Origin of the sequence: Oceaniglobus indicus, assembly GCF_002751875.1 — a bacterium.
GTDB lineage: Bacteria > Pseudomonadota > Alphaproteobacteria > Rhodobacterales > Rhodobacteraceae > Oceaniglobus > Oceaniglobus indicus.
The window spans coordinates 155,295-168,886 of record NZ_NMZM01000008.1; the positions used below are offsets into that span (position 1 = coordinate 155,295).

At 66.2% G+C, this 13,592-nt stretch carries 12 protein-coding genes; 10 read left to right on the top strand and 2 right to left on the bottom strand.

Annotated elements, in window-relative coordinates; translation table 11 throughout:
* Positions 1-203: 203 nt before the first annotated feature.
* Positions 204-1,313 (bottom strand): pyridoxal phosphate-dependent aminotransferase, encoded by a 1,110-nt coding sequence (locus CFP68_RS13630; RefSeq protein ID WP_099827487.1) that lies wholly within the window; start codon positions 1,311-1,313, stop codon positions 204-206.
* A gap of 188 nt (positions 1,314-1,501) precedes the next feature.
* Here CFP68_RS13630 and CFP68_RS13635 point away from each other — a divergent pair, with 188 nt between their 5' ends.
* The 8 genes from CFP68_RS13635 (at position 1,502) to CFP68_RS13670 (ending at position 10,869) form a co-directional block, all read left to right on the top strand.
* Positions 1,502-2,776 carry an ABC transporter substrate-binding protein gene (locus tag CFP68_RS13635; RefSeq protein WP_099827488.1) on the top strand — a complete coding sequence of 425 codons (1,275 nt, stop codon included), beginning with the start codon at positions 1,502-1,504 and terminating at the stop codon, positions 2,774-2,776.
* A 70-nt stretch (positions 2,777-2,846) separates the two neighbouring features.
* Positions 2,847-4,250, top strand: a complete 1,404-nt coding sequence (locus CFP68_RS13640) for a carbohydrate ABC transporter permease (protein ID WP_158234176.1) — start codon at positions 2,847-2,849, stop codon at positions 4,248-4,250.
* 3 nt (positions 4,251-4,253) lie between these two features.
* Positions 4,254-5,333, top strand: a complete 1,080-nt coding sequence (locus CFP68_RS13645; RefSeq protein WP_099827489.1) for a carbohydrate ABC transporter permease — start codon at positions 4,254-4,256, stop codon at positions 5,331-5,333.
* Positions 5,330-6,418 carry an ABC transporter ATP-binding protein gene (locus tag CFP68_RS13650; protein WP_099827490.1) on the top strand — a complete coding sequence of 363 codons (1,089 nt, stop codon included), beginning with the start codon at positions 5,330-5,332 and terminating at the stop codon, positions 6,416-6,418. The genes CFP68_RS13645 and CFP68_RS13650 overlap by 4 nt, the downstream gene beginning before the upstream one ends.
* Positions 6,415-7,446 (top strand): Gfo/Idh/MocA family protein, encoded by a 1,032-nt coding sequence (locus tag CFP68_RS13655; protein WP_099827491.1) that lies wholly within the window; start codon positions 6,415-6,417, stop codon positions 7,444-7,446. Before CFP68_RS13650 ends, CFP68_RS13655 begins: the two co-directional genes overlap by 4 nt.
* Before the next feature lies 1 nt (position 7,447).
* Positions 7,448-8,452: a Gfo/Idh/MocA family protein gene (locus tag CFP68_RS13660; RefSeq protein WP_099827492.1), complete on the top strand. Its 1,005-nt coding sequence runs from the start codon at positions 7,448-7,450 to the stop codon at positions 8,450-8,452.
* The gene (locus CFP68_RS13665) at positions 8,449-9,513 is read left to right on the top strand and encodes a Gfo/Idh/MocA family protein (RefSeq protein ID WP_241524095.1); all 1,065 of its coding nucleotides are present in this window, start codon (positions 8,449-8,451) and stop codon (positions 9,511-9,513) included. The genes CFP68_RS13660 and CFP68_RS13665 overlap by 4 nt, the downstream gene beginning before the upstream one ends.
* 42 nt (positions 9,514-9,555) lie before the next feature.
* Entirely contained in the window at positions 9,556-10,869 is a 1,314-nt protein-coding gene (locus CFP68_RS13670; protein WP_420915825.1) for a D-amino acid dehydrogenase, read from the top strand.
* Between the two features lie 231 nt (positions 10,870-11,100).
* Here CFP68_RS13670 and CFP68_RS13675 read toward each other — a convergent pair whose 3' ends face one another.
* Positions 11,101-11,754, bottom strand: a complete 654-nt coding sequence (locus tag CFP68_RS13675; protein WP_099827493.1) for an NAD(P)-dependent oxidoreductase — start codon at positions 11,752-11,754, stop codon at positions 11,101-11,103.
* A 332-nt stretch (positions 11,755-12,086) separates the two neighbouring features.
* On the opposite strand from CFP68_RS13675, the gene CFP68_RS13680 reads away from it, so the two are divergent.
* Both CFP68_RS13680 and CFP68_RS13685 read left to right on the top strand, forming a co-directional pair.
* On the top strand, positions 12,087-12,452 hold the full coding sequence (locus CFP68_RS13680) for a hypothetical protein (RefSeq protein WP_099827494.1): 366 nt from the start codon (positions 12,087-12,089) through the stop codon (positions 12,450-12,452).
* Positions 12,453-12,492: 40 nt separating this feature from the next.
* A complete protein-coding gene (locus CFP68_RS13685) occupies positions 12,493-13,539 on the top strand; it encodes a tellurite resistance/C4-dicarboxylate transporter family protein (RefSeq protein WP_206601915.1) in 1,047 nt (348 codons plus the stop codon).
* Positions 13,540-13,592: the final 53 nt, after the last annotated feature.

Consider the following 13,592-nt stretch of genomic DNA (forward strand, 5'->3'; position numbering starts at 1 on the left):
TCTCGTTTCAGTATGCGGCCTATCGCAATTTGCCACGGCGGCGCGTCGGTTTTCCAGCCGGGTCTGCGGGCGATTTTGCGCGCGTCTGCCTGTTTCGGGCAATGGAAGCGACCGGCGCGGATCCGCGCAAGGATGCGGTGTGTCGCGGGCGCCTCCGGCGGGAGTATTTCGGTCGGCAAGAAGCCCGGGGTTCGTGCCCGGCATCAAGGGGTATCGCGCACCGCGGCCAGGGCTTGGGGCAGGATGGCGGCAAAACGATCCAGATCCGCATCGTTGCCACAGCTGACACGGATGCAGCGATCCAGGGGGGCCACGGCCGGCATCCGCACGAAGATGCCGCGTTCAAGCAGGGCGGCCAGCAAGGCGCGGGCGAAAGCGCCGTCGCGGCCCGCGTCGATGGTGACGAAATTGGTGGCAGATGGCAGCGCGCGCAGCCCGTTGTCGGCGGCGATGCCGGCGATGCGCTCGCGGGCCCGTGCGATCCGCGCCACGGTGTCGGCCAGATAGCTCTGGTCGCCCAGGGCCGCCAGCGCCCCGGCCTGTGCGATGCGGTTCACTCCGAAATGGTTGCGGACCCGGTCGAAGGCGGCGATCAGGGCGGCGTCGCCGATGGCGTATCCGATCCGCGCCCCGGCCATGCCGTAGGCCTTGGAGAAGGTGCGCATCCGGATCACCCGCGTATCCTCGGGGGCCAGCGGCGGGATCGCGCGCGGTGGGGCGCAGTCGCCATAGGCCTCGTCGAGGATCAGAAGCGTCTGTTCGGGCAGCGCCTCGATCATGGCGGCGATGGTTTCGACGTCGTGAAAGCCGCCCATGGGGTTGTCGGGATTGGCCAGATAGATCAGTTTCGCGCCGGTTTCATGGGCGCGGGTGACAAGGGCCAGCGCATCCTGCCGGTCATCGGCATAGGGCACGCGGTGCAGGGTGCCGCCATAGCCGGCGACGTGAAAGTTGAAGGTGGGATAGGCGCCGTCGGATGTCACGACCGCGTCGCCCGGACCGACCGTCATGCGCACCAGATACCCGAGCAGCGCATCGATCCCCTCGCCGATGGCGATATGCGCGGGCGCGATGGCGTGGTGGAGGGCCAGCGCCGCGCGCAGGTCGTGGTTTTCCGGATCCCCGTATTTCCAGACTTCGGCGGCTGTCCGGACCATGGCGTCGTGGGCGGCGGGCGACGGGCCGAACACCGACTCATTGGCCCCGAGACGGGCATCGAACGCGCGACCCCTTGCGCGTTCCTGGGTTTCCGGACCGACGAAGGGCACGGTAGCGGGCAGGGCGGCGACCAGCGGGGTCAGACGAGGGGACATGGGCAATCCTTCAGCTTTGCGCTGGCCTTATCAGGTTCGGCGGGGCACGAGAAGATGCCGCATTCGACCCGTCGTTCGCCCGCGACCACCGCCGGCGGCCGACCTTGCGGTTCTATTGACGGGTTCCGATTTGCCGCGCACAATCGCGTCAACGCAGACGGCCACAACCCGAACTTCGTGGAGGAACCATGTCCCATCTCAGCAAACGCGCGGCCCTTGGATCGGTATCGCTGGTTGCGGTTCTGACGGGGGGTGCGGCGCTTTCGGCCGAGATCGACCTGATGATTTCCGACGTCGACGGCAAGGCGGCGGTGATCCAGGATTTCGCCGACCGCTACATGCGGGACAATCCCGACGTCACGATCACCATGAACGTCGTCGGATACGACGTGATCCGCGAACAGCTTCCCGTCCAGCTTGAGGCCGGAACCGGGCCGGACATGGCATTCAACACCAACCTCGGCGGGCTGCACGACTATTACCTGGACCTGACGCCCTATGTCGATGCCGCCGCCTGGGAGGACGCCTATGGCGATGTTCTGCCGTGGTATCGGGCGGGCAACGAGGGGGGCATCTATGGCTTTCACACCGAGCTGACGGTGACCGGCCCCTATGTCAACCTGACGATGTTCGAGGAGGCGGGCGTCGCGCTGCCCGAACCGGGGGCCACCTGGGAAGAATGGGCCGAGGCGACGCGCACGGTGATGGACGAAACCGGCGCCTATGCCGGGATGGTCATGGACCGGTCCGGTCACCGCCTGGCCGGGCCGGCGATGTCGTATGGGGCGCAGTATTACGACGACGCGGGGCAATTGATCGTCGACGACGGGTTTGCCACCTTCGCGCAGATGATGGTGGACTGGCACGCCGAAGGGCTGATGCCGCCCGACATCTGGCCCGCCGTGTCGGGATCGAAATATGCCAACGGCAACGAGATGTTCTTCAGCCAGGATACGCCGTTCTACATGTCGGGCTCGTGGAACGTGGCCAATGTGCAGGAAAACGTGGGCGACACCTTCGACTGGGCCGTGGTGCCGGTGCCCTGCGGTCCGGCGGGCTGTGGCGTGATGCCGGGCGGCCAGGGGCTGGTCGGCTTCAAGGGCACGGATGCGCCCGAGGCGGTGGCGGGGTTCATCGCCTGGATGGGCGCGCCCGAACAAGCGCGCGAGTGGTATGGCCGCACCTATGCGATTCCCGCCCACAAGGCGTTGCAGGCCGAAGGGATCGATTACGTCGAATACGGCGCGGGCGACCGGGTGTCCGAGGCGCTGAACCTGTTCGCGCGCATGGCGCAGGTCGCCGCCGAACAGACGCCCCAAGCCTATCGGTTGCAGGGCGACGCGGACAACTTCGTGATGTACAACGCGACCGCCCAATACCTCAGCGCGGTGATGAGTGGCGCGTTGTCGATGGACGAGGCGCTGGCGAAAATGGGCGAAGAACTGCGCGACACGCACGAGTGACCCTTGCGCCGCCGGATGTGACGATGCCTGCCGGGGCCACGGGCCGCCGGCCTGCATGGCGGTGCGCGCGATGAGTGTCGTGGTCCTGGCCCTTGCAGCCTTGTGGATCGGCGGCGGCACCCTGTGGTTGCTGGCGCGGCGGCGCTATCACTGGCGCGAGGTTCCCGCTTTCGCCATGGACCTGATCGGCGTTCCCGTCGATCTGGCGCAGCGGCTGTTCGGGCGCGGGGGCGTGCCCTATGCGCTGCTGCTGCCGAACATGTTGATCTTCGGCATCTTCACCTTCGCCCCGATGATCCTGAACTTCCATGTCTCGTTCACCGGCGGCGCGTCGATCCACCTTCTGGATCGCCCGTGGGTCGGGGCCGCGAATTATGGGGCGATCTTTGACTGTGAGACGTATCTTTCGCCGCGGACGTGCAGCAACGAGGGTTATGATTTCTGGACCGGCATGTTCAACACGCTGGCCTTTGTCGCGGTGCAGGTGCCGGTGCTGTGCATCGTGGCACTGCTGACGGCGCTGGTGGTGAATCGCAACATCGTCGGGCGCGGCTTCTGGCGGGCGATGTTCTTTTATCCGGTGATGCTGTCGCCGGTGGTGATCGCCAACATCTGGAACTGGGTGCTGCACCGCAAGGGCGCGCTGAACGCCGCGCTGGGCGGATCGGCCGAGGGATTGACCGCCATGGCGGGTCTGGCCGGGTTCGACATGGTCGTGTCGGTCGTGTTCGCCGTGGCGCTGATGGTCACGTCCGAGCGCGCGCTGCGCGGATCGCTGGCATGGGCGGCGGTGTTCGGGCTGCTGTTTGCCTGTGTGTTCGCATGGGCGAATCCGCTGGCGATGATCGGGCTGGGGGGCAGTTTCTGGGTCGGGCCGGTGCTGGCGACCGGCGTGGTCTGGGCTGTCGCCATTGCCCACCGGCGGGCGCGCTGGGCCGTGGCCTCGGCCTCTGTCGTGTCGATCCTGCTGCTGCTGACGGTGCAGTTCGACGCCGTGTTCGCGTTCGATCGGGTCCGCCCGGTCAACTGGCTGGTCACGCCCAACACCGGCTGGCCGTTCTTCTGGCTGGTGTTCGTCTTCTGCTGGTCGCACATGGGGTTCTACATGCTGATCCTGCTGGCCGGACTTCAGGCGATCCCCCGCGATCTCTATGAGGCGGCGAAGATGGACGGCACCAAACCGGCGCGCGCGTTCTTCCGCATCACCCTGCCGCTGGTGATGCCGACGCTGACGGTGGTTCTGGTGCTGTCGCTGATCCGCAGCTTCCAGATCTTCGACGAGGTCTGGCTGCTGACCGGCGGCGGACCGGGGCGCGAGACGTTCATGATCGTGCAGCACATCTATGAAACCGCCTTTACCGGCGACCGCCCGGAATACGGCGAGGCGGCGGCGGGATCGGTCCTGATGGCGGTGGTGATCGCGGTCTTTACCTTCGTCCAGCTGTTCGTCACCCGCCGCCAGTCGGAGTTCTGAGCCATGGGCGTCGCCACCTTCCTGACCCGCACCAAGGGCACCGCCGACCGCGCCCGGCGTTTCGGCATCGCCGATCTGCTGGCCTATGGATACCTTCTGTTGGGGGTGCTGGTGATCCTGATGCCCGTGGCCTGGACGTTCCTGTCATCGCTGAAGGGCGAACGCGCCATCGACGGCTTCGACACCCGCCTGCTGCCCATGGCCCAGGTCGAGGCCGAGGTCGAGGGGCAGGGGGTCAAGCCCGTCTGGACCTGGACGGCGCCCGACGGCACCACCCGCGATGTCGTCAAGGCCGGCCCGACGCGGCGTGAAACCGATGTCGTCGCGCTGGACGATCCCGACACGGTGTTGCGCGTGCCGCGCACGACGCTGGCCCCGAACGAGCGGATTCGCGTCGCCACCGAAAATTACCTGGACCCGATCCTGGGCCGCAACGGGCAGGACAATTTCGCATTCTTCACCTACCTGCTCAATTCGGTCTTCGTCACGGTCATGGCGACCCTGATCACCCTGCTGATCAATGCCATGGCGGCCTTTGCCCTGTCGAAATACAAGTTCCGCGGCCGGCTGACCTTCACCATCCTGATCATCGCCACGCTGCTGATCCCAAGCTCGATCATCCTCGTGTCGCTGTTCTTCGTGGTCTGGTCGTTCGGCATCTTCGGCAGTCTCTGGGGGGTGATCATTCCGGCGGCCGCCACGCCGACGGGGGTGTTCCTTTTGCGCCAATACATGCTGACGATCCCTGACGAACTGCTTGATGCGGCGCGGATGGATGCGGCCAGCGAATGGCGCATCTTCTGGCGGATCGTTCTGCCGCTGTCGCTGCCCGCGTTGTCGGTGCTGGCGATCCTGTCGGTGATCTGGCGCTGGAACGATTTCCTGTGGCCGCTGATCGTGCTGATCTCGGATCCCGCCCAACACACCCTGCAAATCGGGCTGACCGCGTTCAGTGGCGAATTCGATAGCGATTTCCACTATATCCTTGCCATGACGGTGGTGTCGCTGGTCCCCATCACCCTGGTGTTCGTCTGGCTGCAACGCTTCATCACGACCGGCATCGCCACGACGGGGCTGAAATGACCGCCGCGCTTGAACTGAAGGGCATCTGCAAGTCATGGGCCGAGGTCGAGGTGATCCACGGCATCGACCTGACCGTGGACGAGGGCGAATTCGTGGTGTTCGTCGGCCCGTCGGGTTGTGGCAAGTCCACGCTGCTGCGCCTGATCGCGGGACTGGATGATCCGACCGCGGGCGATATCCTGTTGTCGGGCAAGCGGGTCAATGCCGTGCCGGCCTCGGAACGCGGGTTGTCGATGGTGTTCCAGAGCTATGCGCTCTATCCGCATATGTCGGTGCGCGCGAACCTGTCCTTCGGGCTGGAGAACCTGCGCATGCCCCGGGCCGAGATCGCGCGCCGCGTGATGGAGGCGGCGAAACTGCTGCAGATCGACATGCTGCTGGACCGGCGGCCCGGTCAGCTTTCGGGCGGGCAACGTCAGCGCGTCGCCATCGGCCGCGCCATCGTGCGCGAACCGCTGATCTTCCTGTTCGACGAACCGCTCAGCAACCTGGACGCCGAGCTGCGCCTGCAGATGCGGGTGGAGATCAGCAATCTGCATCGCGCACTGGGCAACACGATGATCTATGTCACCCACGATCAGGTCGAGGCGATGACCATGGCCGATCGCATCGTCGTTCTGCGGGCGGGCCGGATCGAACAGGTGGGGCGGCCGCTGGATCTGTATAACCGGCCCGCGAACCGCTTTGTCGCGGGTTTCCTCGGTGCGCCGCAGATGAATTTCCTGCGCGGCACCATCGCGGGCGCGGGCACAATGGCGCTGGATTGTGGGGCGATCGTGAACGTGCCGCTGGCGGCGGGCGTCGATGCGCAGCCCGCGACGCTGGGCTTGCGTCCCGAGTCGATTGCCGTATCGCTGGACGGGACCGGCGACATGACCGTCACGGTGCAGAACTATGAACAGCTGGGGGCGATCACCTATATCTACACGACCTTTCCCAACGGCGAGACGCTGACCGTGCAGCAATCGCGCCAGATCCCGCTGCGCCGGGGTCAGCAGATCGGCGTGACGTTCGACGCAGACAGCCTGCATGTCTTTGCAGGCGAGGATGAGACAGCCCTGATGCTCAAGGAGAGACAGACATGACCCGTGTTGCCCTGATCGGCCTTGGAATGGTCGCCGGAACCTATGTGGATGCCATTTCCAAACTGCCTGATATCCAGATCGGCGGCGTCTTCGCACGCACCGCCGACAGCCGTGCGGCGTTCCTGGAAACCCACGGGTTGGATGCGAAGAACTATGGATCGATCGCGGAAATCGCCGACGATCCCGACATCGGGTTTGCCATCGTCACCACGCCCCCCAATGCCCGGGCCGACATCGTCGCGATGCTGGCCAAGGCCGGCAAGCCGATCCTGATGGAAAAGCCGGTGGAGCGCACGCTGGCGGGTGCGACGGAACTGGTCGAAACCTGCGAAACGGCCGGTGTGCCGCTGGGGATCGCCCTGCAACACCGCACGAAACCGGTGGTGCAGGATCTGCTGCGCGTGCTGCCTGACCTGGGCGCACTGGCCATGGTCGAGGTGCATGTGCCATGGTGGCGGCCGCAATCCTATTACGCCGAACCCGGGCGCGGCCGCTATGACCGTGACGGCGGCGGGGTGATGATCACGCAGGCGATCCACACCTTCGATCTGATGCTGTCGCTGGCGACGCCGTTGGCCGGCCCGGTCACCGATGTCACGGCGATGACGGCCACCACCGCCCTGCACGACATGGAATCCGAGGATTTCGTTTCGGCCGGTCTGCGGTTCGAAAACGGCGCGGTCGGCATGCTCAGCGCGACGACGGCGGCGTTTCCGGGACGGGCCGAGGTCATCGCGCTGCATTGCGCCAATGGTTCGGCCCGGCTGGACACCGATCACCTGAGCGTCGATTGGCAGGACGGGCGGTCGGAAACCTTCGGCGCGGTCACCAGGTCCGGATCGGGCGCCAACCCGATGGCGTTCACGTCCGATTGGCACCGCGCGATCATCGCCGATTTCGACGCGGCGGTGAAGGAAGGGCGCGCACCGCTGATTTCCGGGCGCGCCGCGCTGGACGTGCACCGCCTGATCGCGGCGCTTGAGGCGTCGGCGAAGGCCGGCGCGCGGGTGGACGTGGAAAGGGGCTGAGATGCCGTTCAAGCTGGGGATTCTGGGCATCGATCACGGCCACATCTTCGGGATGCTGTCGAACATGCTGGCTGAGGGCTGTTCGTGCGCGGCGTGGTGGAGCGACGGGGCGGCGGTGAGCGAACCCAAGTTCCGCGCCACCTTTCCCGCATTGGAACGGGTCGCGGACCGCCGCCGCATCCTGGACGACCCCGACGTTGCCATGGTCCTGATCGCCGCGGTCCCCTGCGAGCGTGCGGTACTGGCGATCGAGGCGATGGAGGCGGGCAAGGACGTGATGGTCGACAAGCCCGGCTGCACCACCCCCGAACAACTGGCCGCCCTGCGCGCGTGCCAGGCGCGCACCGGGCGGATCTGGACCGTGAACTTCTCGGAACGGTTCGAGGTGGCGGCGGTGGCCCGCGCCGATGCGTTGGTAAAGGCCGGGGCCATCGGGCGCGTCGTTCAGACGGTGGGCTTCGGCCCGCACCGTCAGAACCTGAAAACGCGGCCCGACTGGTTCTTCGATCCGGCGAAATTCGGTGGCATCCTCTGCGATATCGCCAGCCACCAGATCGACCAGTTTTTGCATTTCACCGGGTCCGACAGCGCCGAGATCGTCCACGCCCATGTCGAGAACACCACAATGCCCGATCATCCCGGCTTTCAGGACTTCGGCGAGGTGGTGCTGCGATCACCCAAGGGGCATGGATATATCCGCGTCGACTGGTTCACGCCGGACGGATTGCCGACATGGGGCGACGGGCGCATTTTCCTGCTGGGCACCGAGGGCCAGATCGAGTTGCGCAAGTATACCGAGATCGGGCAGGCCCATCGCACGAACAACCTGTATCTGGTGAACGGTGAAGAAAACGTGCATATCGACTGTTCCGACATGGCCCTGCCGTATTTTCCGCGCCTCGTGGCCGACGTTCAGGACCGCACGGAAACCGCCGTGACACAGGCCCACACCTTTGCGGTGATGAATCTGGCCATCGCCGCGCAGCAGAAGGGGCAGACGCCATGATCCGGTCCGTCGCGATCCTCGGCGCCGGCATTGGCGCCGCCCACATGGACAGTTTCGGCGAACTGCCCGACCGGTTCCGCGTCGCCACCATCTGCGACATCGACGCCGAACGCGCCCGGCGTGTGGCCCGGCGGCGCGAGGGTGTCGCCCACACCACCGACATCGATGCGGTTCTGGCCGATCCCGCCATCGACATCGTTGATATCTGCCTGCCCCCCGCGCTGCATTTCGAGGTGGCCGAACGCGCGCTGAACGCGGGCAAGGCGGTGATCTGTGAAAAGCCGCTGGTCGACAGCCTGGCCGAAGCCGATGCGCTGGCCGCGGTGGTTGAGCGTACCGGCGGCATGCTGTTTCCGGTGTTCCAGTATCGCTATGGCATCGGCGCTGCGCAGGTGCGCGCGCTGATCGATGCGGGGCTGGCCGGGCGGTGCTTTGCCGGATCGCTGGAAACCCACTGGGACCGCAACGCCGAATACTATGCCGTGCCTTGGCGCGGCACGTGGAGCGGCGAAAAGGGCGGCACGCTGTTGGGCCACGCGATTCACATCCACGATCTGCTGTCGGCGCTGCTCGGGCCCGTCGCGCAGGTGTTCGCCGACACCGCGACCCGCGTGAACGCGATCGAGGTCGAGGATTGCGTCGCCTTGGCGATCCGCATGGCATCGGGCGCGCCGATCACCAGTTCGGTGACCCTGGGGGCGGCCGGCAACATGTCGCGCCTGCGGTTGTGTTTCGAGGGGTTCACCGTCGAATCCGACCGTGCCCCGTATACGCCCGCCGCCAGCCCCTGGACCTTCACCGCCCGCGCCCCCCTGGCGCAGGACCGCATCGACGCCGTTCTGACACGGGTGCCGCCCGCCCGGATCGGGTTCGCCGGCCTGTTCGAGGCGGTGGCCGACGCGCTGGACGGCACGCCCGGGCGCGAGGTGACCTTGGCCGACGGGCGCCGGTCGCTGGAATTCGTCACCGCCGCCTATGCTTCGGCCCGTGCGAATGCGCCGGTGGCGTTGCCGCTGGGGTCGGATCATCCGATGTATCGCGGATGGCTGCCGACCGCGTGATCCGCCCGGGGTTTGCGGCCGCCGGAAGGCTCGGCACAAGGCTTGTGCCGATGCCGGCTTTGCGGGCAAGCTGGGCGGGAAAACCAGGGAGTGGCAGGCATGAAGGTCGTCGTGATGGGTGCGGGGGTGATCGGGATCACCACCGCGTATTACCTTGCAAAACGGGGCGCCGAGGTGACGGTTCTGGACCGTCAGATCGGCCCCGGGCTCGAGGCAAGCTATGCCAACGCCGGAGAGCTGTCCTATGGGATGACGTCGCCCTGGGCGGCGCCCGGGATCCCGATGAAGGCCGTCAAGTGGATGTTCATGAAGCGCCGGCCGCTGTTCATCTGGCCGCTGATTTCGCCCACCATGTGGAAGTGGGGGGCGCAGATGATCGCCAATTGCAACGCGGAAAGCTATCGCATCAACAAGAGCCGGATGGTCCGCATCTCGCATTATTCGCGCGATGTCATGCCCGAGCTGATCGAAGAGACCGGCATCGAATACGATGGCCGCGCGCAGGGCACGCTCCAGCTGTTTCGCACCGAAAAGCAACTGAAGGCATCGCGCGCCGATCAGGAGATCCTGGCCGCGTTCGATTCACCCTTCGCAGAGCTTGACCGCGACGGGTGCATTGCGGTCGAGCCGGCCTTGGGCGCGGTGCGCCACAAGTTCGTCGGCGGATTGCAACTGACGGCGGACCGCACCGGGGATTGCCGGATGTTCACCGTCTCGCTGGCCGAGAAATGCGCTGAAATGGGCGTGAAGTTCCACTATGGCCAATCGATCCGCGAGATCGTGATCGAGAACGGCAAGGTCAAGGGCGTGCGCTGTGACCTGGCCGGCCTGGTCGAGGCCGACGCCTATGTCTGCGCCCTGGGCAGCTATGCGCCCAGGCTGCTGAAACCCGTGGGCGTCAGGATTCCCGTGTATCCGGTCAAGGGGTATTCGGTGACGCTGCCGGTGGTGGACGACGCGATGGCGCCGCAATCCACCATCATGGACGAGACGCACAAGGTGGCGATCACCCGGCTGGGCGACCGGATCCGCGTCGCCGGAACGGCAGAGATCGCCGGATATTCGGATCGGCTGGGCCCCCATGCCACCGACACCGTCAAGCACGTCATCGGCGATCTGTTTCCGAAGGGGGGCGACCTGTCGCAGGCCGAAGGCTGGACCGGATTGCGCCCGATGACCCCCGATGGCACGCCCGTCCTGGGTGCGACGCGCTATGACAACCTGTTCCTGAACACCGGGCACGGTACGCTGGGATGGACCATGGCCTGTGGTTCGGCACGTGCGGTGGCCGATGTCGTGACCGGCCATCCGCCCGAAATCGATTTCGACGGGCTGACGGCGGCGCGATACGACTGACGCGGGCGGCGGCGCGGATCGTGGGGGCGGATGCCTCCGGCGGGAGTATTGCGATCGGTAAGAAGCACGGGACAACGTGCCTGGCGTGATGGCGGTCGCGGCCCGGGCATTGCCGGCGGTCCGGGTATGTTGCAAGTGCGACCGGTGGGGCGTGATCCTTGGCTTCAGGCGGGCGGTCCCGGGGAATGGCCGGGGGCGGAGTGATGGCGCCCCGCGTGGGACGCCGCAACCTCATGCGCGGGTCAGGACGACGTCGGCGCGGATGTCGTGGTCATGCTCGATCACGTCCAGCAGGTAATCAGCGACTTCGGTGCGCGACACCAGGCCGTTCTTCCACTTTGCCGGCTCGTGGATGGCCCGTGCCTGGCCCGTTCGGGCCGAGTTTGTCAGGATCGTCGGGCGGACGATGGTCCAGTCCAGGGCGCTGTCCATGATCAGCCCCTCCTGCCGGTCCTTGTCGGCATAGGGGCGGCCCAGTATCGCGCGGTGGCCCAGGCGTTCGACGGTGCTCATGGCGGCGCGGCTGCGTCCGGCGCCAAAGCCGGTGACGGCGACCAAGCGCGTCACCCCGGCCCGTTCCATGGCGGCGATCAGCACGCGGGTGGTGTCGGAGAACAGCGTTTCCTTTTCCCACAACATGGCAAGGCGTTCGCGGATGCCGAGGGCGTAGATCACGGCGTCGGCCCCGGCAAGCGCGCCGTCGACATCGGCCGCCGTCCGGGCGTCGCCGGCGATGGGCGTGAGCCGGGGATGGGGCGCCATGTCGTGGGCCGAGCGGGCGAAGCCGTGCACATGGTGACCCCGTGCCAAGGCTTCGCGGGTGGCGGCGGCGCCGATGCCGGAGGTCGCGCCGAGGATCAGAATGGTCTTGGTGTCGCTGGTCATTGCAGGCCCCTGTGATGTCCCGCTTCAGATATGGCGCCGCTGGCCGATGTCGAGAGGGGCATGGCGGTCGGCGGTCGGCGACCTTGCGCCGTCGTGGACCGGGCAGCCGCGGGTTTCGACGCTTCCCCGGCCAGGGGTGTTGGGCGGCGTGCCGGCCGCTGCGGCACGCCAAGCCCCGTGGATCCGGCGGGACCGCCCGCCGGCTGGCAGGATCGCGCGCCCTGGGTGAACAAACGTTGCAGGGATCGGGGCGCCCCTGAGGCGCAATGGCGCGGCCGACGGCCTTTCAAGTCAACGCACATTGGCCCATAGTCAAAGGGAAAGGTGAAGTCATGGCGGTCAGTCATTGCAACAGATCCCGGGTTTCGGCGTTCTTTGCCCCCGAACAGCGGGTATGGCGCGGGCGGGCGAGCCTGGCGGTTGTCTTCTGGGGCTATGGTGTCGGGGTCAGCCTTGTCCTGGCCACCCTTCAGGCCACGGCGATCTTCACCGGAGAGCTTCTGTTTCAGCAGTTCCTGATCGCCGTCTCGGCATTGTACACGGTCTGGATCGTGATCGCGATCTGGCGCTGTGCGCGCAACGCCGATCCGTTCTGGGGCACGCTTGCGCGATGCTTGACCGTGACGTGGGCGTTGAACGCGGGTCTGGTGTTGTTCTTCCTGCAGATCGAGCTGGTGCTCAGATATGTGCGGGGGTGATCCCACCCGCACGCTCGGACCTCCGGGTCTGAAACGTATATTGCTGGATGGCGCGAAATCCCTGTTTCCGGGGTATTTCGCGCTGGTCATGGCGACGGGGGTGGTTTCGATCGCCTGTCAGTTCATGGGGCTGCGCCCGATCGCGCTGGCGCTGATCGTGGTCAACTGGATCGCCTGGCCGGTGCTGTGGGGGCTGACGATCCTGAGGGCGGTGCGGTTTCGCACATTGTTGATGCGCGACATCTCGGACCATCGGCTGGCGCCGGGCTTTTTCACCATCGTTGCCGGCACCTGCGTGCTGGGCACCCAGAACGTCGTGGTGATCGGGGCCGTGGCGGTGGGCACGGTGTTGTGGTGGTTCGGGCTGATCCTGTGGTTCGTGATCATGTACACCTTCTTCACCGCGGTGACCGTGCGGGCGCGCAAGCCGACCTTGGCGCGCGGCATCAACGGCGCGTGGCTGATTGCCGCCGTCTCGACCCAGTCGGTGGTCGTGCTGCGGGGGGTGATCGACATCGCGGCGCCGCCGTCCGAGGCGATCCAGTTCCAGGTGATCGCGATGTTCCTGATCGGTTGCATGCTGTATCTGGCGATCATCCCGTTGATCTTCTATCGCCTGACGTTCGTGCCGATGAGTCGCGAGGATTTCAGCCCGCCCTACTGGATCAACATGGGGGCGGTCGCGATCACGGCGCTTGCCGGGTCGATCCTGCTGTTGCGGGGGGAAACATGGCCGCTGCTCGGGCCGCTTCTGCCGTTCCTGCGCGGATTCACCTTCTTTTTCTGGGCGGTGGCCAGTTGGTGGATTCCGTTCCTGTTCGGGTTGATGACCTGGCGTTACCTGTGGATGCGTGACCGCTTTACCTATGAGCCGGCGATCTGGGGCATGGTCTTTCCGCTGGCGATGTACACGACCAGCACCTATCAGTTCGACCGCGCCATGGGGTACGGGTTTCTCGATCCGGTGCCCAATGTATTGGTCTATATCGCGCTGACCGCATGGATCCTGGGGATCGTTGGCCTGATCCGCCACATCCTGCGCATCATGCGCGGGGCAGGGGCGATGGTGGTGACGCCGCTTGACTGACCCGGCCCCGTGGCCTTGCGGACCCGGGCCGTGATGTGCCGGATCGGGTCCGT